Source organism: Ruminobacter sp. RM87, assembly GCF_000701925.1.
In the GTDB taxonomy this organism is placed as follows: Bacteria; Pseudomonadota; Gammaproteobacteria; order Enterobacterales; family Succinivibrionaceae; genus Ruminobacter; species Ruminobacter amylophilus.
The window spans coordinates 1-21,239 of record NZ_JNKD01000051.1 but is presented as its reverse complement, the minus strand read 5'-3'; the positions used below and the strand labels follow the sequence as shown (position 1 = coordinate 21,239).

Sequence of the window (21,239 nt, the reverse complement as noted above, 5' to 3'; positions counted from 1 at the left end):
TCCTGAGTAATCGCAAGTAAAGTTTCCAAAAGTCCTGTGTTTTCAATCTGATGTTTTTCGAGACACCCTGCAAATTCACTGCTTGATTTTAATTCTTTAATTATTGAATACTCGAAATAGTCAACCAGATCATTAACGCCATCTACCTTCTGTTTCTTGTTGGAATAGCCGTCAAACAATCCGTCAATGGTATTCATATCAATATAAATGACATTGTATTTGTTGAGGTGTTTTTCGTAACTGTCTTTAAATTCATTGTTCGTTATTTTTAGATTATCAAAAATCTTTTGACCGGCATATCCTTTGGAATAGTAAGCTGACAGCATATGAGCTGTTACAGTTTTTCCGAATCTGCGGGGACGAGTTACAGCAAATAAACAATTTTGAGAGTTTATCTTTGCAGACATCTTTTCTATAAAATCTGTCTTATCTATAAAAATTTCAGAATCTTTGAATTTAACCAGTCTTATAAAGCTGTTATCCTTGTCAGGATTCAGAATGCTTCCCATGACTGTAACCTCCCCAAAACTCAACATCATCAGCTGACATTTTATCATAGCGCCGAATTTTTATCAGTGATACAGGACATAACTTCCTGTTAACAATTAGCCGTACTGTTCATATGTCAGTAATTTAACTAGTACCAGCAAATTATTCAACTGTTATCTTAAGCTTAATCTGCGAACAAGTCGTTCATCAAAATGCTACCGTTTACTCATCATCCGTTTAAACTTTTCAACCTCTCTGGCACAATCGCAATCCGTCATTCCGGCTTTGTATCTTTCTTTCGGATGAGCCTCGTAGTATTCCTCCTGAAAAAACACCGCCCAGTAGTTAAACTCGGTGGTGGGATATTCCAGAACTTCAGAGATTGGGCGGTGGATTTCCCGGGCAATTCTCACCACCAGTCTGAATACGAAACTGCCCCGGATTAGTTTTTTAGGTTGTTCTCACTGGTGATATTGAGAGCCGAGAAGGCATTCACCAGTGCGTTCAGCACCTTATTCGGTACTGATTCCATAAAATGTCAATATATTTTCTGAGAAAACAATAAATAGTTATATAAAAACAAATACTTATCACAATGTCCGAATTAAAATTGGATGTTTGATAATTCTGCTCTTAAAAAACTGATTGGGTGTGTTAATAATAGTAAGTGTTAACGATCTGTGGTTTGATTTGCAGCTGGAAGATTAAACACTGGTGATAGTATAGGTGCATTTTTATTATTACATCATGCAAAGATAATGAGGCCGCGCCAATTGTTTTTATTTAAATATTGGAGGTTAAGTATGTCCAAGAATTCCCTTAAAAAAGTTCATCAATAATGGATATAGCACATGCCTATGGTTTAGGTTGGGGATGTTCCCGAAATAGATATATCGCCAAAAGAAACATTTATGGAGAAGTCAGTAGCAACCAATCAGAAAATGTGACAACCAAAGATATTGAACTGGCATTTATGAAAGGTTTTGCATTTGCTGCCGGTATTGAATGTGGTAAAAAGCATCGACGGGAGCTGATTATATCAACAAATAATAAAGTGAATTTCATGAATTCGTCAGGATGTTTTCTGAATAATGCGAATGATACTATTGAATACAGCCAATCTTTTGACGACATAATTGCTGAAGATCGTTTTGTAACACTGTATACCAAAACAGGCAGACCTTATCCTTATTTCTTTGATGAATTAAGTGAAGAAGAAAAAGCAGAGCTTGATAATAATCCGATAACCGGTGGAAGATATGATTGTACAGACGGCTCCCTATACGATGTTCACCATATAATAAGTGCTGAGGCTCTCAGTGCCACAGGACTGTTATCCTATAATACAGCGCCGTGTATTCGTATGCTTAAAAGTGATCATCTGGATACAAAATCATACGGACGCTATAAGTCCTCCGCGGATTATAGAAAAAAACAAATTGAACTTATACAACAGGGAAGAATAAAAGATGTCATTATCGAAGAAATAAATACTATCCGTACGCTATTTGGTTCCAGGTATGACAGAGAAATCAAAGAAATGCTGAAATTCGTAAACAGATTAGAAAACAATAATTGGGAGGTTTAATATGAAAGTTTTTGAATGGATACCAAATAAATCAATAGGAGATCTGGTCTTCAATATGACAAGGGAAGATGCCAGAAAGGCAATGGGGAATGCAACTTATACTCCGTGGTTTAAAGGAAGATCGGATATCTATAGAGACTACAGTATGCGTTTGGATTATGATGAAAACGGACTTATCGAGTCGGTTGAATTTTTGGGAATGGAAAAGGGCTTTTTTGAAGTCTGGTATAAAGGGAAATTGATATACCCTAAATATGAAAAACATTTCTTTAGGATTTTTGATAAAAAACTTTTTAAATCTGATGATACATCGTCGTATCAGTACAATGGACTTAATGTCAGTGTCACATGGAATAAAGATTATGGCCCGTCTTTTGGTGTGGCTAGAGAACATTATTGGGATGACTCTGATAAAAGGATTGAAGAATGCTCTCGTCTAGATAAACTGTCATTCAAATTAAAATCCGGTATGACCAGGGAAGAAACACGAGAAATTCTTAAAGAGAAATCTGATAAATTGATGGTTAGGGGACGTGGTGATATCTATTCCAGATATCTGTTAGTTATATTTGATGAAAATGACAGAATGGTGTCTACAAAATATGACTATGACAGAATGTAGTCGGAATGGGCAGATTGGCTATTTAGCCTATGAGCTTCTTGACGGTAAACTGATCCGCACCGAGGCGGTGAAGGTGTCCGCAGTTTTTTTGGTTCTATTTTTCGCGGATACTGAGTTTACAGGCGAAAAAATGTCAATATCAGAAAAAGCTTATGCCTTAGCTGTCTGCGGAGAAAACAGTATTTAATCTACGCATGTTTTGCATAGATTAAATGCCTTTATCTCCGCAAAATCTGTATATTATCCGCTCTGCAGGTATGCATACTTCCCGGAAAAACACATGCAAGGAATAATTTCTCATGTAGGATATAATATATCTCCAGGAATGGTTGAAGGCTTCAACAATAAGATCCAAACGATGAGAAGAAAGGCATATGGATTCAACGATGATGAATATTTCTTTCTAAAGATTATTGATATTTCTAAATATGTTTAATGATTATTTCCAATTTGTTTTTATGAAGAGCCCTTATTTTTCGGGAATTTCACTGTCAATTTTTTCCATACAGGCCAGAATATAATGGGTGCTTCTTCCGGCTCCTTTCTGCTCCAGTACCTTATTTTCAACAAGATAGTTAATTGAACGTATGGCCGTATCCTGGGAGCATTTACATATTTTAGCCCATTTGCTGGAGGTGAGATTTCCCTCAAAACCGTCCAGCATCAAGGTGATGATTTTTTTCTGATTGCTATCCAGGGCTATTTTATTAAGCTTCTGCCAGGTCATGGCCTTGGTAACAATTTTATCAACGAGCCCGGAGGATTCCCTGAGGGAGTTAAGCAGCGTTTCCAAAAACCACTGAATCCACATGGTTACATCAAGAGATCCTTTCTGAGTCTGCTCAAGTATTCTGTAGTAATCGTTTCTTGCCTTAAGGATCTGGCCGGACATACTGTAGAACCGGTATGAGGATTTGTCAGCCCGGGAGAGCATTAATTCCGTTATGGCACGGGCAATTCTGCCGTTACCGTCATCAAAGGGATGCAGGGTAATGAACCAGAGATGGGCCAGGGATGCTTTTATTAATGGATTTATGTTGCTGTCGGATTCAATCCACTGTAAAAAATCATTGATATATTCCGGAAGCTTTTCGGCAGGAGGGGCTTCGTAGTAGACATAGCTGTTTCCAAATTTAGAAGAGACCACTTGCATTGGCCCCTGGGCATCGTCACGTATTTCTCCGGTGCGGATTTTGTACATTCCGCTGTATCCTGTTGGAAAAAGAGATGCCTGCCAGCTGCATAGACGTTCCAAAGTCAGCCTGTTCCGGAAATTGCATCTTGCGTCAGTCATCATTTCCACTATACCTTCAATATAATGACTGCTGGCAGTCTGAACTGATTCCGGCATATCGAATTTTCGGGCTACTGAAGATCGCACTTCCTCAAAGTTCAGGTGTTCTCCCTCAATGGCACTGGACTTAACTATTTCATCGGTCATATCGGTGAGAAGAACTTCCTTTTTAAAAATTGATTCCACGGCATTCATCTTGCCGATAACGGTTCCTAGCAGAAACGTAACTTCAAAAAGTAATCCGGACAGCCGGTGTTCATCCCAGCGGAATTCCGGCCATTCCTGATGTTCGTAAATATACATAATATCTATCTCCGCACTTACTGCATATATTATAGCATTAATCTACGCTGATTTTGCGAAGATTAAACCATTAATCTATTCATGATAACGCTCAATAATTATCGGCACTTCTGCTTGTATTAAACCTAAACTCCAATCGTTTTGGAGGTAAACTTTTTCGTTCTTTATACAATGCATAGATGCAAAACTAATCCGAAGGCAGAGAAGAGATCAGCAGAACTCTTTCATAGAGGACTGAACTTCGGCGGGGTGAAGCATGCAGAAGAACCACTTTTTTTTCGGCCATATCAATAATGTAACCATAAGTCAGGATGGAGATGCATTCAGCGCAAACTTCAGCATTTGCGTACAGGATGATTCAATCAATACGGTGACAGCCCCTGAAAACATTGCGATAGGAATACATTTCTGTCCCGATGCAGAGTAGTGTAATTATAAAATATAAATATTATATATAAAGATCACAATTACAAAAATCAAAACAGACAATAATCTAGTCACGTTAAATAAATAATAATAGACTTAATATTAGCATGGCGTTCATACATGTAAATTTAACAATAAAAAAATTGGAGATTTATCATGATGTACATAATTGATCATTCCAACGGTCAAAAAATTCTGGACATTGATAATAGTTGCATCAGAGATCATCGTACAGGAAACAAGTTATTTGATTTTGATAATAAATGCATCAGAGATCACCGTACCGGCAATAAATTATTGGATATTGATGGTAATTGCATCAAGGATCACCGCACCGGCAGTAAGTTACTGGACATTGATGGTAATTACATCAGGGATCACCGCACCGGCAGTAAGTTATTTGATATTGATGGAACTTACGTAAAAGATCATCGTACAGGAAAAAGGCTGTATGATTTTAATGGTTATACTCTCTTATCGTATCCGTACATGTTTGCGGTACTTCATGCACTTGATGTTTTCTAAACACCGATTGTATAAGCCGTTCTGACAGGCATTATCACAGATGTCCTATACTGCTTAAAGGAAATTAGTCGAAAACAATGTCTGAATTTTGGCCTGTTCATTAAAATGAACAGGCCTTTTAGATTTTAAGAATTAGTAAAAGGTTATGTTATGTTAGCAGAATTTAAGAATTTTATTTATTTGTTTATTGACAAGGATAAATTCCGTCCCGTTGTTAAATTTGAAATTTTTATCAGTGTGCTGATAGTGTTCAATGCCATCTCTGCCGGTATAATGATTACTCAAAGGAATGAATGGCTGGAATACTTTGACCATGCCTGCACTGCCATTTACTGTTTTGAAATACTTGTTCGGTACATTGCCTGTGCATCGCCGAAGAAATTTTTCTCCGATCCCTTACAGCTCTTTGACATTATCATTATTTTGTTTTGTTTAATTCCTGAAACTATCTTCTTGAATACTAATATTCTTCTGTGTCTCAGAGTAATCCGAATATTGCGAATTGCTCGTTTTATAACGCTAAATCGAGAAATGAGCACAATCATCAAGGTTCTTCTGAAATCAGTCATGTCTCTGTATAAGATCATGGGGTTGATGCTGGTATTTTTATATGTGTTTGGAATTGCTGGAATGAGTATGTTCAGAATGCCAACAGATGATTATCATGCTGATCGTCAGAATCTATATATAGAATTTATTAGTGAAACTGATGACTATTTTGCCGGTGATCGAATCGATCCGTTTGGCAGTGTTTCTGAGTCAATGCTGACTCTGTTGAAAGTAATTACCGAACAGTCATGGAGTTCATACAGAAACAGCCTGATTATCGCTTCTAAAATGAAAATAATTGATGTTCCTTCATGGGTTGTAAGTTTATATTTTTTAAGCTGGTTTATGTTCGGAGCTTATTTGCTTTTAAATTTGGCAATGGGGGCAATTATTCAAAATTATGATGAACTTTATTCAAAAGTTAATGCTCAGAAAAGAGAACAACAAATTCATGAAAAGGTGGAAGAATTGGTCAATGAACTACTTAAAGACCTGAATGATGGAAATCTGTCTCTAAATGAAAAACAGCGACTTATTCAAAAGGCTTTTAATATAGCAAAAAAATAGTTTCTGCGGCAGCCGTTAAAATGAATCGTTAAAGTTTGCGTGAACCAAACTCCGTAGAATTCATGCAGCTCTGAATATCAGATAAACTCCTGGGATATAATATAACTTATATAATCAGGAGTTTTTCATTATGGTTAAAGAAAAAGACTGTTCACGGAATCCAAATGACTGATGAGAAATGTCAGAAATACGTAAGCTCAGACAGTGACTATTGTCGTAAAGGTTATAAAAAGAAAACCGTCAATACCGGAAATGCCGTTGAAAGTCTTAATACGTCTTACCTAAAACTTAATTACCGGAGAAGCGTATCTGCATGCGACCTGGCCTTACTGGAAGATCTGTTTTTTCACATTTGAAGTGACCAAAAATACACCATGCTTTCATGAAACCGGACATAATCTGTGGTAAATTTCGGATAATGCATGAAAACCGGGGGAGTTTTTGATTTTTTTATGTCCCCGGGACAAAAGTCTGGACAGCTTTCGTCCGGGGATTATGTTGTTATTTTTAATAAAAAACGACATATTACAATAAAAATAGTTGATTGATTTATTTATAAAATATAGATTTTTGCTTATAAAAATAAATAGGTATATTAACGCTACAAAAGCAGTAACCGGAAGGTTACTGCTTAAAAATTTTCCGGGGATGTTTTTCCATTTACAGAAAGATTGTCACCCACCAAAAGTTTTTGCTAGCGGCGTTTTCTAGCCTCACGTTCACGTTTTCTGCGCTCAGCTTCACGTCTTCTAGCTTCCTGAGCAGCTTCACGCTCACGTTTTTTGCGCTCAGCTTCACGTCTTCTTGCTTCCTGAGCAGCTTCACGCTCACGTTTTTTGCGTTCTATTTCGCGTCTTCGAGCTTCCTGAGCAGCTTCACGCTCACGCTTCTTTTGTTCTGCTTCCCGTTTTTTGCGTTCCATTTCGCGTCTTCGAGCTTCCTGAGCAGCTTCACGTTCACGCTTTTTGCGTTCCATTTCACGCTTTTTGGCTTCCCGAGCGGCTTCACGTTCACGCTTAATTCGTTCTTTTTCCTGTTTTCTGGCATGGGCTTCAGCTATTCTTTGGAGATTTTTTCTTCGCCACTCTTCGCGGTTTCTTCTGATTTCCTCCTGCCGACGTTCCCTTTCGCGCTGACGGGCCAAACGTGCTGCTTCCCTTTCGCGTTTCTTACGCTCGCTTTCACGTCTTCTGGCCTCTTTTTCCATCTCACGCTGACGTTTTTTAGCCTCCCGTTCACGTTTCCTGGCCTCACGTTCACGTCTTCTTTGTTCCGCATCTGCAGATGTCATAAATACCTCGTCTATAAAAACTATACAATAATATAACTAAAATTAGTATTTAATAAAATTATATTAAAAATAAAGCTTACTATCTTGTCCTGCTCGAATAAAACATATCCTTTTTAAACGCTAACATACAAATAATGATTAAATATTGACACGTGTAAAAAAATTAATGAAATATATCGATTAAGAATAAAAAGTTTGATGAATATTGCATTTCAAAGCGAAAATAGGTGAAATTAGAAATTATTGAGTTGATTTTTCATTAGGCCAGTATGCCGTTTGGGTACGCAGAAGTGTTGTGGTTTCCAAATCATACATCGTCGTTTTGGTGAAGATTCTTCTTCTTCAAGTTCTTTCTTATCATTCATCACCTGTATCCATTCTACTTGCCATGTTGTTCAAATGGTACGCAGTATGCCAGTTCACACAGAACTCGCCGCATCTAACAAAGCATAGCAGTTGTAGGCGATTCAAAAGTTATCTTCCTGATATTTTAATGAAAAAACTTGATGTCTAAATTTCGATCACAGAACACAAGAATACTCAGGGGAATACAGCAGTAGGTTATTTGTGTGATCGATATTTACAAATCTATAAAATATTTTATCTAAAAATTTTGAATTTCCATTTTTGAGTAATGGATCGTTTTTTTTTTTTGTGTGTGTATGGAATAATTAGAAACAAGCAATAGATATATTATGCTTATCACTAAATATATTTTATGCGGGATTTTATTTTTTAGAACTTTGATTTTGATAAATATATATGTATATATATAAAACATTGAAGTTAAAGTAATAAATTCGATAAAACTTAGGGGTGGTGACAAAATATGGCTGAAATACATATTACTGGTCAAAAGATGCTTAAGAGCATTAATGCTGAGTTTCAGGAGGCGTTTCCGTACCTTCGCTTAACCTTCTGCAGTGTGGCGGATTGGAAGAAGGCCACCGGAAAAGGTGGAACCATTTATGGCTTTGATACCAGCAAGCGTCTTTCTGAAGTGAGAGTAAAGAAGGATGTTGCAGGGGATATCAGTATCCACGGAAGAACTCTTGTTAAGAATCTTGAGAAATCATTCCATGAAATCTATGGAATCTGCTGTCAGGTCTGCTACAACGATAAGGACGGTAAGCGCTACTACACCACCGGAACCTATGACAACATGACACTTTCACAGCTTAATAAGGAACTTGAGAGTCGCGGGTGTCAGAAGAAGCCAAAGTAGGCTTGTGCGTCTTTGGTTAAATGATGTCCGGCAGGATTTTAAAAAGGTCCTGAGTTCTGTAAACGCATCATTTCATAGGTTGTAGTGCCTTATTCAATACAAAACAAGCCTCCATAAGCTGAGAATCATGTAATGAGAAATCTAATGGAGGCTTTAAAAAGCAGGCAAAGACATAGTCACATAACCAGAGCTACAACCGTTTCTTAGGAATTGATGCTGTGATGTAGGAAGGTAAGTACATTTTTAGATAAAAAATCTGTTTTTCATTTTTATGGAAAAATTTTTTATAAAAAAGAAGGTTATGCCAACGTAAATAATAGTATTTTTTCTGTTAAATATTCTCAATCAGAACAAGATACAGGAAAGAAAAAATTTAATGAAAGCAGAAGAGGAATGCGATGTTTGGCGGATTAAAGAAAATGTTGTTTGGTATTCTCGAAATGCAGGTTAGCGGAGATACCCTGGTGTCTGAGTTCGAGAATGAGTTTTTAAGAGTTTTTGATATTCCTATCCGCGTGTACAACCTTTCCAAGGAAAGGAAAATTCAAAGTGGAGCTGGGGGCAGAAGAGCCTCTAAGGATGCTTTGATTAGTGATGTTTCCACTATTATTGTGAAAGGAAAATCCAAAAAGATCTCCATTAAAGATACTGAAAAGGTTGGCGATGTGGAAAAGAAAGTTGAGAGTACTTTAGGTATCGGTGTGCAGATACTCTGTTCCGACGGCAAAGGTTTTGCCGACAACAACAAAACTCTCAAGGAAATCAAGGATATCAAGAGTGATGATCTAATATCTCTCGACGTAGCAGTTAACAGCTCCACTACGGTAAATGCCTTTACTAAAGCATTTAACAAAGCCTGCAAGGGGGTAAGTGTCAAGGTATGGTGTCTTACTAAAAGTACTGGAAAAATCATGACCGGAGCCAGAGGTCATTTTGCTTCACCTGAGACTCTGCTAAAGGATGTGTCTGAGGACAATAAAATCGCTCAGCACGGTGTCATAGTTATTAATACTGCAGATCAGGTCAAGGTAGTAAAAAAGACATTTGCCAAGATGTATGGTCTTGGAATAGAGATTGTTACCGCAAGAGGCGCTCAATCTATAGATGACGATTTGACGATAAGAAACGTCAGGAAAGGTTGATATTTTTTAACCTGATTATTAATTATTTTTTAACTTTTAAGGAGAAATTTTTATGAAATTTTCTGGAAGAACTACAGTGGCTAAGTTTAAGGCCATGTTCAAGGATGAGTTCAAGGTTGCAGTACGTGTTTATAACGGCAAGCATTTTGCCGAAGATTCAGCAACTCTTGCTTCTATCAGAACCGGTGATGTAAAGGGTGGCGAAGTTGAGATTCACGGCAACATGAAGGTTGGTAATGCTGAAAAGCTGCTTAAGGATAATTTCGGTATCACCATTCAGGTTGAGAACAAGGAAGGAGCATTGGCTGACAACAACGTTACCATTTCTTCTTTGCGTTGATTGTGTTGTTTTTATCAAGTGAGGAGGAGATGCTCGGGAATGGAACAGCTTTCTGAGTATCTCTTAATGCGGTGCAGATAGTCCAGAATGTCATGTCTTGCAAAAATGAACCAATATCTAGATGACATTTTCTCTTTGATTTTCAGAAAAAATCAAACTTCAGCACCGCATACTTTTTTGTTTGTGGTTTCTAAGTGAGTATCAGGTAGTTAATTATGGCAGTGAAAGAAATCGAACCGCATCTCTGCACAGTCTATGATTACTTCTTAAAGAATAATCAGAAAAATGAGTATTTTGTTATCCCTGAATATCAGCGCAGTTATACATGGGAAATCGGCCAGTGCGATAAGCTTGTTGATGATATTGAAACCTTTATCAGCGAGGGGGCTGAGGATCCGTACTTTTTCGGTACTATTATTCTAAATGTTAAATCCGAAAAGATGTATCTGATTGATGGTCAGCAGCGTACTACTACCTTTTACCTGTTGCTTAAGGCTTTGGAATTTGTAATAGGTGCCAAGCTAAAGAATTTTGTAGAACATGATGAAGATTCTGAATTTCTCAAGGAAGGTCTTAAGGGAGATCTTCGTAAGATCCAGTCTGTTGTGTATAAAACAAATGATGAAGGTATTCTTAAGATAAAACGGGATCCGGTGTTGCTGGATCAACTTGTTCTGATTGAAAATAATTCCATTAATGAGCCTGAGATAAATAAGAAAATATTTGCTGAAATAGTCAGAACATTGAACTTTGATGATCTTAGTAATCTTGCAAAAGAAAATGAAATATCAAAGCCAAAACTGAATAAGATCAGTTTCTTCTCTAATTTTAAGTATTTCTATGACCGTCTTTCCAAATACGGTGAATCCAGTATTCATGTATTTGCTCAGAAGTTACTGGATAAATGCCAGCTTATTGTAATCAGAAGCTGGAATATTGAACAGGCAATCGCCATGTTCAATTCGCTGAATTCCAAGGGATTGCCACTTTCCGATGCAGACATAATTTCTGCAGCCATGTACGCGAATATTGAGAAGGAATCGGAAAAGAAGGAATTTGTTGAAAAATGGGGATTTATTCGAGAAGCCACTAAGGATGGAAGTGACCTTAAAAAAGGTAAAATTCTGGATATAGACGGAGTGCTTCAGCAGTATATGTACATATATAGAGCTGAAAACCGTGTATATATGAGTATCAATAGCGAAACCCCGAATGTTACCACTCCCGGTGTGAGAAAATTCTACGAAGGAGACAAAGGATCCCTGTTGAAGAATCCATTGGTGCTTTGTGACAGCTTTAAAACAATTGTCAATCTTTGGCTTTTAATCAAAGATTATTCCATTGTTAAGCTTCTGCTTAAGTTCAATGTAAATGCAAAGCTTTATCTGGTTTCGTACCTTTTTAAATTCTGCCGTAATGATGGGAATGGAGATTTTGACAGTTCGGCTATAACAGAGGAACTGGTTTCTTCCATAGCAGTTCCTCTGTTAAGGATCTTTGCTATTCTTGAAATTGTTGATGCCGGATACTCCAGTAACAAATTTAAAACATTCCTGTTTAAGGAAAATATTAAACTGGTAGATCCCCGGACTTCTATCAGCGAGATAGACAGTGATTTTAACAATCATATTAATGATGCCGGCAACTGGCAGAGAGATGATTTGAAAAGATCCTTACTTTTTTATGAAAGAAATCCTCTGGTTTACCTCAATGAATATCTTTATGCCAGAAATCACGGGAAGAAATTTATCCTGTCTGATAATGTCAACATAGAGCACATTATGCCGGCAAGCGGTAAAAATATTGCTGTAATTCGCAAGGATGCCGGAATTAACGATGTCAATGAATTTGCAGCAATAGTTAATAAACTCGGAAATAAGATTCTTTTGGAAGAAAGTATTAATAAAACTATTGGTAATGCCTGGTTTAAGACTAAAACCCAGACCTCTGTGAGAGAAAAGTCCGGATATAAGGACAGCTGCTACAGCATAGCCACATCTTTAACCACCTACGGTTCAGACTGGAGAGTTGAAGATATAAACATGGCTACCGAAAAGGCCGTAAACCGTATTCTGGATTTTATTTTCGGTAAATCATGATACTGATTTAAGCCGGTAGAAAAAATCCAGGGACAAAATTCCGGTATGCAAATCTCCCCGGGTTTTATACTGAATGGTTTGTTGCAATAAAACGGTAAATGATACTTTTACAGAAATGAGGGGAAACTTAAAAGCTTGATATTTTTAAAGCTGAATAAGTCTGGAGAGCTTTATTACATACGAAAGCATTAAGGCGGAACCGGAGTTTTCCAAGAGGGGATTTGATTTATAAAATGCAGGTTTTGTTACCTGTCAGGAGGTTTTATGAAAGACACTAAAGCATCAGGAAATCAAAAGAAGGCTCCGGCCAAAACCGGAGCAAAGGCTTCTACATCTAAAGCTACAGCTACAGTAAAACCGTCATCTAAGAATCAGGCCGCAAAGACTGTAAAGAATACTGATAAAGCAGCTAAACCGGCAGTAAAACAGCAGACAGCAAAAAACACAGACAAGGCAGCTGCCTCAAAAACTGCTGTACCGGAGCTTAAGAAGGGGGATTACTTCAAGTTCGGAAGCTATTATCAGGAGAACAGCACTAAGAAAACTCCCATCGAGTGGCTGGTTCTAAAAAAGTCCGGTACTAAGGTTCTTCTAATCTCCAGGTATGCTTTGGATTGTAAGAAGTACCACAATAAGGAAGTAGATATAACCTGGGAAAACTGCGATCTCAGGAAATGGCTGAACGGAGAATTCTTGAAAAACGCCTTTACCGCTACAGAGCAGAAGAAGATTGCGGTAACAAAACTTGCGAATGACAACAATGCAAAGTATGGCACCTTCGGAGGAAACAGTACGGAAGATAGAGTGTTCTGCTTGAGTATAGCAGAAGCAGGGAGCCTCTTTAAGGACGATGAGTCACGTAAATGTGTGCCAACCCCCTATGCTTTAGGAAAAGGATGTTGTAAATCTGATTGGTATTTTATTAATGGCAGAGCTTGTTGTTGGTGGTGGCTTCGGTCGCCGGGCAACTTTCAGTACTTCGCCGCGTTCGTAAGGTCGGTTGGGGCGCTCGGTCTTGGTGGCCGCAGTGTCGGTGATGATCTCAGTGCTGTTCGGCCCGCTTTATGGGTGAATCTGTAATCTGGAATCTTCTAATCTGGAATCCACCCGCCGTGGCGAAGCCACGGAATCCTGCGCGGCTGAGTCGCGCTGATAATCCGCCCGCGAAGCGGGCGGCTGCTGATAAAAAAAATTAAGTAATAGTGGAACTTTATATGTTTGACTATAGGGTGAACAGAAATAGTATGCGAAAGCCTTAAGGCCAAAGCATGGTAGTTCAGATTAATGTAAAGCCCGCATTAGCTATAGATTCCGGAATCGGCTAAAGCCCGGAAAATAGATGCTAAAAAGTATAGGTTATGGAAGAGGCATATATGCTTTGTTTAGCCGGAACTGGAGTTTTCCGAGAGGGGATTTGATTTATAAAATGCAGGTTTTGTTACCTGTCAGGAGGTTTTATGAAAGACACAAAAGCATCAGGAAATCAAAAGAAGGCTCCGGCCAAAACCGGAGCAAAGGTTTCTACATCTAAAGCTGCAGTAAAACCGTCATCTAAGAATCAGGCCGCAAAGACTGTAAAGAATACTGATAAAGCAGCTAAACCGGCAGTAAAACAGCCTGCCACTAAAACCGCAGACAAGGCTGCAGCATCGAAAGCTCCTGTGCCGGAGCTTAGGAAGGGGGACTATTTTAAGTTCGGAAGTTATTATCAGGAGAACAGCAGTAAGAAAACTCCGATAGAGTGGCTGGTTCTCAAAAAATCCGGTACTAAGGTTCTTTTAATCTCCAGATATGGTCTGGACTGCAGAGAGTATCACAATCAAAAGGTAGGTATAACCTGGGAAAACTGTGATCTCAGGAAATGGCTGAACGGAGAATTCCTTAAAAGCGCTTTTTCCGCAGCGGAACAGAAGAAAATTGCGCTAACCAAACTGGCTAATGATTCTGTGAATGGCACCTTCGGGGGAAACAGTACTGAGGATCGGGTGTTCTGCCTGAGTGCAGCAGAAGCGGATAGCCTCTTTAAGGACAATGACTCCCGTAAATGTGTGCCAACCCCCTATGCTTTAGGAAAAGGATGCGAGAAAAACAGTGAGAATGTTATTAATGGCATAGCCTGTTGTTGCTGGTGGCTTCGGTCGCCGGGCGTTAATCAGCGCTACGCATCGGTCATCTATTCGGCCGGGAAGCTCGGTATTTTTGGCTTCGATGTCCGTGATGTTCGTGAGTCTGCTGTTCGGCCCGCTTTATGGGTGAATCTGTAATCTGGAATCTTCCAATCTGAAATCCTCCCGCCGTGGCGGAGCCACGGAATCCTGCGCGGCTGAGCCGCGCTGATAATCCGCCCGCGAAGCTGGCGGTTTTTGAGAAAATGAAGATTGGTTAAGTAAAGAAGGAGATCTTAAATATTTGACTATAAGGAGGCCAAATCTGACAGAGTGGCAACTTTGAATCGGCTTTTTGATAATGATGGAATGGAAGTGTTCTGTTTGCCTGTACCAGTTTAAGCTGACGGTAAACAGAGTGGTAGAGGATAAAAGTTTTTTTTGATAGAAATTTAGATAGATAAGGGGATTGCATGGCTACTGAATTACTAATTAATCAACTGTTTACGGGTAGATATCTTGATGAAGGTGAAAATATCGGTCATGAAGTTATTAATCTTTTCAAGGATGATGCAGGACACAATAATTTATTTATAACGCCTTCAGGACTTGTACGTAATCATGAAGTTGAAGGTGTCTTATTTGTTTGTAATATTTCTGCCAGAATAACAGTCGAAGTTGTAGCGATGGCAAAAGGAATTTCTACAATTTCTGATGATGAAATTAAACAAATTACTTATAAAGGGTATTCACTTGACCATATTTTTGGCGATAATTCATATCTTGGCAATAAGGATCCTGTTCCCAATCAAGTGTCATTTCGTGCTGCAAAAGTCGCTACTCCGACCAAAAGAATATTTATAACTTTAGATAATAATTTCAAGTCAGATGATGGAATAGTTATTTATCTTAAATCTGATCGAAAAGTGATTATTCCGCAGGGTATGCGAGTATATTATTCTGATGAAATTGATGGTCAGGCTTACAGGCAGTTGCTTAATGAGCTTATAAACAAAGATTCAATCTGGAATGATATTAATGTGCTGGCTTCTGATGAGTCAGCACATAAGCAGGCTCCTTTAACAGTATCAGAATCGCAATCGAAATTTGATACTATGAGAGAAAGATTTCTCAGAAGAATCAAAGAAATACAAACAGGTAAATCCAGTGAACCAATCTCTAACGGATCAGCGGGTAGCTTCTGGGATATTAATTTATTAAAAAAATTGAGTTATGACCAGGTACGTCAACTTTATATGATCTTCCTGAAAATTCAGGGAATAGCTCAAGCTACCGTCAATACAGCTTTAAATGATTCCTTCTATATATGGAAAAAAGGTGATCATGATCTTTTCTGGCAGGCTGTTGAGAGCAGTGATGCAGATGCGAGGAGCATTCTCATTGAAATATTGAGAAAAAACAGTAGTGTTGATCCTGAAAAAAATGCCAGCTCATATATGAGCCATCTCAGACGTTTCCGCTTATTTTTAGCATGGGAAGGCAATGATGAGGCGGGTAAACTCCTGCGTTCCTTTGCCAATACAGCTGATGTTAAATCAGACAGCAATGATGCAAAACCAAAGAAACAACCTTCAGATCCGAAAATTGTACAGTCTCCAAAGAAAGAGGTTCTGGTTGTACCGCCTGACCTTAAAGTCGGAGACAGCTTTAAGTTTGGCAGTTATTATCAGGAAAGCAGTAATTATATGAGTCCGATAGAGTGGATTGTCATTAAAAGACTTGGTCCTAAGGTTCTCCTTATGTCACGTTACGGACTGGATCGTAAGCAGTATCATCATGAAAATGCGGATGTCCCATGGGAGGAATCTGACCTCAGAAAATGGCTTAACGATACTTTTTTAAAGACTGCCTTTTCTGAAGAAGAACAAAAGAGGATTGCTCTTACCAATGTAGAGAATATTGCAGATCCTCAGTACCAGACCTTTGGCGGTAAAAGTACGGACGACTACATTTTCTGTTTGAGTATGGCTGAAGCAGACAGTCTGTTTGATGAAGACGCAGCACGTAAATGTATTCCTACCCCTTATGCTGTCGGCGAAGGTGTTGTCCAGTCTGAGGTTTTCATGCTTAACGGCAAGGGCACCTGTCTCTGGTGGTTAAGATCCCGTGGAGTCTACGAATTCGGAGCTTACCTTATCAGAGAGAACGGTTCTATCGGCGGATACAATGATCTCAGTAGTACCTTTACTGCCATCCGTCCGGTTTTGTGGATGAATTTATAGCTAGCTAAGTTAAAACCTGCATACAACTATTAAGCCGGAGAGTATTTCGACGTAATAATGATTCGTTTGATAGTTGTGATGCAGTACAAAACCGGAAAGCAGAATACCCGCGAAATTTGTAGGCTTTTTCAGGTATGTTCAGATTTCCGGTTTTGATTTAACTTCTCCTGATGCAACAGTCTGAGTATTGTTATGGAAAAGTAAAAAGGTGAGTCACTATAGGTCATTAGAGATAGAACAAATATTTGGTGTAATTGGGTTAATCTTCTATTACATAAAAAGACTGGTGAGTAAACTTAGTTAAGAACTAAGGAACTTTAAGAATTACGGAGCTTTATGAATAACGGAAAACGTACTTAATATATGTAATGACTAAGATAGTTTTAATAGCATTAATACCATTAACATTAATATTTTAAGAGTGGTTATTCATAATTACGTACAAAATCTGAAGATTATAAAGTAACTTAAAAGATATCGGGAATCATTAATACAATGGATATAATCGCTTTAAAACAAATGAGCTTTGAAGAGGTGCGTCAGCTTTATCTGTCATTTCTGCATCAGCAGAACATTAGCAAAAATACCATTCAGACAGCTTATTCAGACTCCTTTTATCTGTGGAGAAAAGGGAATCACGACCTTTTCTGGAAGGCTGTTGAAGCGAGAGATGAAGATGCAAAGAACCTTCTTTTAGAAACTTTGAAAAGAAACAGCAGTGCTGATCCTCAAAAAGTTATTAATGGTTACCTGTCTCATATCAGACGTTTCCAGCAGTTTCTCAAATGGGATGAATTAGGAAAAAATGAAGGACGGCCTGTATTAACTGTTCCCTCTGTTTCCACTGAATCCACTGCTTCCACTCCCCCTAATTCTCCTAATTTCAGGGTAGCACAGAACAAACGCGTTCTCAAATCTGCAGTTAAGGATATTCCCGAGCCGTCAGAAGCTCAGGTTGAGTTCTATCTTTCGAGATGGAATGAACTGGAGAATTATCGTCTGCAGGAACAGGCTTTGAACAAACTGTTCTTTGAGTTATGTCCTGAAAACACTGATATTGAAGATATCCTGCTAAAGGTATCAACGCTTAATGATTTCTACAGTACTAATATTTTTTCTGTTTATCCGGTGGCCAAGCATATTCAATCGTTAAATATTGATGCCAGATTAAAATCCGGTGATATCAGTTTAGTAAATGATATTAAACAGATTAGTATTGGTGGCAAGATCAAGAATTTTTATTCTTTTGCTTCGAAGTACTGCAGTCACCATAATCCGAAGGACTTCCCGATTTACGACAGCTATGTTGACGCTGTTCTTAGATATTATAGGGATAAGGATAATTTTGCCTCTTTTAAAAATGATGATCTGAAGGATTATATTCATTTCAAAGGCGCACTGAATAATTTTCGAAAATTCTACGGACTGGAGAAATATGATTTAAAACAGCTAGACGTTTATTTGTGGCAGCTGGGAAAGGATTATTTTCCCAAAAAATATTAATAATGTGTAGAAAAAGGCAGAGATTAAGAACTACAGATGATGATTATAATCTGCTGTTAATACTATCTACCTGCCATCTACTTGATATTCGTTTTATATCTAGCAGACAACAGATGCAGAGAACATTAACAGTGTATAAAAATAAGTATGTATTTTTTAATTTATTTTTAATTATTATTTGAAGTAGCCTTTTTATTTTATATTTTTGAATTTTTTCTTGGAGTTTTGCTATTTAAAGTTATTTAAAGCTTTTGAAATACTTAAACATTTTGGATTATGAATTAGTTTATTTGAAACACTTATATAACTTATATAGTAGTTGAATACTATAAAATATAAATATATTTGAATATGTATACAATGATTAATACATGTTTTTATATAAATATTTTATAAATATATTATTTTTGAGATATTAACATATAGAGATAGTTATGAAATATACAAATATTATTGATTCCCCTCTTGGCGGGACTGAAAAAGATCTTCTTGGAGTTAGTGATTATGTAAATGCACTAAGTCGTTTTCTTTCATCTGCCAGTATGCCTACCACAATAGCCATTCAGGGTGAATGGGGTTCAGGCAAGACCTCCTTTATGAATCAGATTAAATCCCAGCTCTGTGACGATGCTGATAAGCCGGATACAGATAAAATGTTTCACGGCATCTGGGTCAATATGTGGGAATACTCCATGATGAAAGATCCGGAGGATATCCTGATTAACGTGATTAAGGGGTTAACAAGTTCATGTCTTGAGGTCTTTGAAAACCGTGTAGAGAAGAATTCTTTTGATGTGGAGAATCTGAAAAAGAAGACCTGGGGTTTTATCAAGGCAACCAGTGCTTTTGCTGTAAAGGCTGTTGCTCATGTCGGTCTCAATGCAGTCGGTGCTGACGGGGAAAATCTCATTGAAGATTATGTAGACTCAATAAAAGGGGAAAAGAAAGATGCTCTTACTCTAAAAGAGGTTCGTCCAAAGGAATTCAGAGATGCCTTTGCCAAGGTAATTACAGAATGTCTGGATCTAGACCGGAAAAACGGAGATACCAACAAAAAAGGCTTCATGTTTTTCATTGATGACCTGGATCGTATTCCGCCGGAAAATGCCGTACATATTCTGGAACTCCTTAAAAATCTGTTTGAAGTGGAAAACTGTATTTTTGTGCTGGCTATTGACTATGAGGTTGTAGTTAAAGGTCTTAAGGCAAAGTTCGGTGCAGAGAATCAGATGGATGAAAGAGCCTATAGATCATTCTTCGATAAGATTATCCAGATGCCGTTCTCCATGCCTATCGGTGCCTACGATATTACCGGCTTTGTTGAGAGTTCAGTAGATAATATCGGAGTATTTACTCATGATGAACTGAATCAGTTACTCTCCGTTGACGGAGAAAAAGTAAAAACCTCAGAAGTACTGGCTGATATGGTTCTTCTTTCCACCGGCACCAACCCCCGTTCAATAAAACGTCTTTTGAACAGTCTTTCACTCATAGATATTATGCATAAAATAAAAATTCAAAAAGAAAGGGAGTGTGGCAGAAAAATCAGTGACATGTCCGTAGAGGATAAGGCCATGAATTTCGGACTGGTATGTATACAGGTGGCATATCCGGATATATACGATCTACTGATACAGGAATCTAATTTTCTTGAATGGGATGACAGTTCAGCCAGAGATTTCAGATTGAAGGCACTTACCCCGGAAAAAGCAGAATATTTAGGTACTCTTGAAGAGTTTGATGAAAAGTGGGAACAGGTTCTCTATAGAGCATGTCAGAAGAGTATATATCTGTCTAACAGGGTGCTTAATATTTCCCGACTGCTTAATAAGATTCGTTTCCTCTGTCCGGATCAGGAGCAGTTCCCGGCAAAAATCGTTGAGCTGCTGGGCATGTCAGCGGTAACTACGGTTTCTTCAGTAGATTCTGTGACAGTTGAGGCTAATAAAAACAAGAACTATTCAAGATCTAATGATGTTGAAGATTTCTTCAGCAAGGTAAAATGCAGAAATCCTGACCTTATCAAACGTTTGAGATGGCTAATCGGTATGATTACTGAAATTTTTGGAAATACCGTAAAGCCTGCTATTTCAACTTCCCAGCTGGCATTCTGGTTTACCAGCCCTGTTTCTAGAAACAGAAGATTTCTGGCAATATGGTGCATACCGGCAACTAAAGAAGATCCGAATGAGTATATCGAAATTGCGCCGTGTGCCGGTGGTTCCACAGTTTGGACTGTAGGACATCTGCAGCTGGAGTCTAAGAGAGGTTTTGTAGGAAAGAATGCAGACTGGTATAAGGATATCAATTTCCGTATCAAATGGGCTCCGGGCTCCGATAAGGAGGAAATCCTCGGTTTTCATCCGTATGAATACGTCAGCAGAAAGATATGGACAGAAGAACTGTGGAATCTGATATCTGACAGATATACTCCGGACAAGCTTTGTGATTCCTACAATGAACTGTTTATGTTTATTACTGAATGCTTCTTTAAGTACGGTTCCAAGGCTCCGCTTCCAAAACCATTTACCGGTATTACTGAGAATTAGCAGGTAAGCAATTAAGTTAATAACTCAAGTGAAAAGCCTGAGTTATTAACTATGGAGATGATGTATGAAATATACAAATATTATTGATTCCCCTTTGGGCGGGACTGAAAAAGATCTTCTTGGAGTTAGTGATTATGTAAATGCACTAAGTCGTTTTCTTTCATCTGCCAGTATGCCTACTACCATTGCCATTCAGGGGGAATGGGGTTCAGGTAAGACCTCCTTTATGAATCAGATTAAATCCCAGCTCTGTGACGATGCTGATAAGCCGGATACAGATAAACTGTTTCACGGCATCTGGGTCAATATGTGGGAATACTCCATGATGAAAGATCCGGAGGATATCCTGATTAACGTGATTAAGGGGTTAACAAGTTCA

General features: G+C 38.2%; 22 protein-coding genes. 18 read left to right on the top strand and 4 right to left on the bottom strand.

What is annotated here, in order from left to right; translation table 11 throughout:
* Positions 1 to 509, bottom strand: a 509-nt coding sequence (locus T489_RS0109420; RefSeq protein ID WP_031579796.1) for an AAA family ATPase, incomplete at its 3' end; no start/stop codon positions are given.
* 195 nt (positions 510 to 704) lie between these two features.
* On the bottom strand, positions 705 to 902 hold the full coding sequence (locus tag T489_RS14690; RefSeq protein ID WP_084155488.1) for a hypothetical protein: 198 nt from the start codon (positions 900 to 902) through the stop codon (positions 705 to 707).
* Between the two features lie 425 nt (positions 903 to 1,327).
* Between T489_RS14690 and T489_RS0109415 the strand changes: the two genes are divergently transcribed.
* Genes T489_RS0109415 through T489_RS14685 form a run of 4 tightly spaced genes read left to right on the top strand, consistent with a single transcriptional unit; the run spans position 1,328 to position 3,135 of the window.
* Entirely contained in the window at positions 1,328 to 2,077 is a 750-nt protein-coding gene (locus tag T489_RS0109415) for a hypothetical protein (RefSeq protein ID WP_157608194.1), read from the top strand.
* A 1-nt stretch (position 2,078) separates the two neighbouring features.
* Positions 2,079 to 2,699, top strand: a complete 621-nt coding sequence (locus T489_RS0109410) for a hypothetical protein (protein ID WP_031579794.1) — start codon at positions 2,079 to 2,081, stop codon at positions 2,697 to 2,699.
* Positions 2,680 to 2,886, top strand: coding sequence for a hypothetical protein (locus T489_RS0109405; RefSeq protein ID WP_031579793.1), 207 nt, complete (start codon positions 2,680 to 2,682; stop codon positions 2,884 to 2,886). The genes T489_RS0109410 and T489_RS0109405 overlap by 20 nt, the downstream gene beginning before the upstream one ends.
* Positions 2,887 to 2,898: 12 nt before the next feature.
* A complete protein-coding gene (locus T489_RS14685) occupies positions 2,899 to 3,135 on the top strand; it encodes a transposase (RefSeq protein WP_037319496.1) in 237 nt (78 codons plus the stop codon).
* Between the two features lie 33 nt (positions 3,136 to 3,168).
* Here the strand turns inward: T489_RS14685 and T489_RS0109395 are convergent, their stop codons facing one another.
* The gene (locus T489_RS0109395) at positions 3,169 to 4,296 is read right to left on the bottom strand and encodes a Fic family protein (protein WP_031579792.1); all 1,128 of its coding nucleotides are present in this window, start codon (positions 4,294 to 4,296) and stop codon (positions 3,169 to 3,171) included.
* Between the two features lie 256 nt (positions 4,297 to 4,552).
* Between T489_RS0109395 and T489_RS14955 the strand changes: the two genes are divergently transcribed.
* From T489_RS14955 to T489_RS0109375, 4 genes are all read left to right on the top strand, one after another.
* Positions 4,553 to 4,723: a hypothetical protein gene (locus T489_RS14955; protein WP_157608191.1), complete on the top strand. Its 171-nt coding sequence runs from the start codon at positions 4,553 to 4,555 to the stop codon at positions 4,721 to 4,723.
* A 155-nt stretch (positions 4,724 to 4,878) separates the two neighbouring features.
* A complete protein-coding gene (locus tag T489_RS0109385) occupies positions 4,879 to 5,247 on the top strand; it encodes a hypothetical protein (protein ID WP_031579791.1) in 369 nt (122 codons plus the stop codon).
* Between the two features lie 150 nt (positions 5,248 to 5,397).
* On the top strand, positions 5,398 to 6,363 hold the full coding sequence (locus T489_RS0109380) for an ion transporter (RefSeq protein WP_031579790.1): 966 nt from the start codon (positions 5,398 to 5,400) through the stop codon (positions 6,361 to 6,363).
* Positions 6,364 to 6,527: 164 nt separating this feature from the next.
* A complete protein-coding gene (locus T489_RS0109375; protein WP_031579789.1) occupies positions 6,528 to 6,719 on the top strand; it encodes a hypothetical protein in 192 nt (63 codons plus the stop codon).
* Between the two features lie 338 nt (positions 6,720 to 7,057).
* On the opposite strand, the gene T489_RS0109365 is transcribed toward T489_RS0109375, so the two are convergent.
* Positions 7,058 to 7,654, bottom strand: a complete 597-nt coding sequence (locus T489_RS0109365; RefSeq protein WP_051621973.1) for a hypothetical protein — start codon at positions 7,652 to 7,654, stop codon at positions 7,058 to 7,060.
* Between the two features lie 829 nt (positions 7,655 to 8,483).
* Here T489_RS0109365 and T489_RS0109360 point away from each other — a divergent pair.
* The 10 genes from T489_RS0109360 to T489_RS13700 form a co-directional block, all read left to right on the top strand.
* Complete coding sequence (locus T489_RS0109360) at positions 8,484 to 8,879, top strand: hypothetical protein (protein ID WP_031579787.1); 396 nt, start codon at positions 8,484 to 8,486, stop codon at positions 8,877 to 8,879.
* 419 nt (positions 8,880 to 9,298) lie between these two features.
* Positions 9,299 to 10,021 carry a hypothetical protein gene (locus T489_RS0109355; RefSeq protein WP_157608188.1) on the top strand — a complete coding sequence of 241 codons (723 nt, stop codon included), beginning with the start codon at positions 9,299 to 9,301 and terminating at the stop codon, positions 10,019 to 10,021.
* Between the two features lie 52 nt (positions 10,022 to 10,073).
* The gene (locus T489_RS0109350) at positions 10,074 to 10,361 is read left to right on the top strand and encodes a ubiquitin family protein (RefSeq protein ID WP_031579784.1); all 288 of its coding nucleotides are present in this window, start codon (positions 10,074 to 10,076) and stop codon (positions 10,359 to 10,361) included.
* 215 nt (positions 10,362 to 10,576) lie between these two features.
* Complete coding sequence (locus tag T489_RS0109345) at positions 10,577 to 12,460, top strand: DUF262 domain-containing protein (RefSeq protein ID WP_031579782.1); 1,884 nt, start codon at positions 10,577 to 10,579, stop codon at positions 12,458 to 12,460.
* A 264-nt stretch (positions 12,461 to 12,724) separates the two neighbouring features.
* Positions 12,725 to 13,540: a DUF6273 domain-containing protein gene (locus T489_RS14405; protein WP_051621971.1), complete on the top strand. Its 816-nt coding sequence runs from the start codon at positions 12,725 to 12,727 to the stop codon at positions 13,538 to 13,540.
* A 377-nt stretch (positions 13,541 to 13,917) separates the two neighbouring features.
* Positions 13,918 to 14,724, top strand: coding sequence for a DUF6273 domain-containing protein (locus T489_RS14400; RefSeq protein WP_051621969.1), 807 nt, complete (start codon positions 13,918 to 13,920; stop codon positions 14,722 to 14,724).
* Positions 14,725 to 15,038: 314 nt separating this feature from the next.
* Positions 15,039 to 16,808 carry a DUF6273 domain-containing protein gene (locus T489_RS0109330; RefSeq protein ID WP_031579779.1) on the top strand — a complete coding sequence of 590 codons (1,770 nt, stop codon included), beginning with the start codon at positions 15,039 to 15,041 and terminating at the stop codon, positions 16,806 to 16,808.
* A gap of 495 nt (positions 16,809 to 17,303) precedes the next feature.
* Positions 17,304 to 18,311 carry a hypothetical protein gene (locus T489_RS15230; RefSeq protein WP_198020458.1) on the top strand — a complete coding sequence of 336 codons (1,008 nt, stop codon included), beginning with the start codon at positions 17,304 to 17,306 and terminating at the stop codon, positions 18,309 to 18,311.
* Positions 18,312 to 18,745: 434 nt separating this feature from the next.
* The gene (locus T489_RS0109320; protein WP_031579777.1) at positions 18,746 to 20,860 is read left to right on the top strand and encodes a KAP family P-loop NTPase fold protein; all 2,115 of its coding nucleotides are present in this window, start codon (positions 18,746 to 18,748) and stop codon (positions 20,858 to 20,860) included.
* Between the two features lie 64 nt (positions 20,861 to 20,924).
* Positions 20,925 to 21,239 (top strand): P-loop NTPase fold protein (locus T489_RS13700; protein WP_037319492.1); only part of this gene is annotated, 315 nt, incomplete at its 3' end.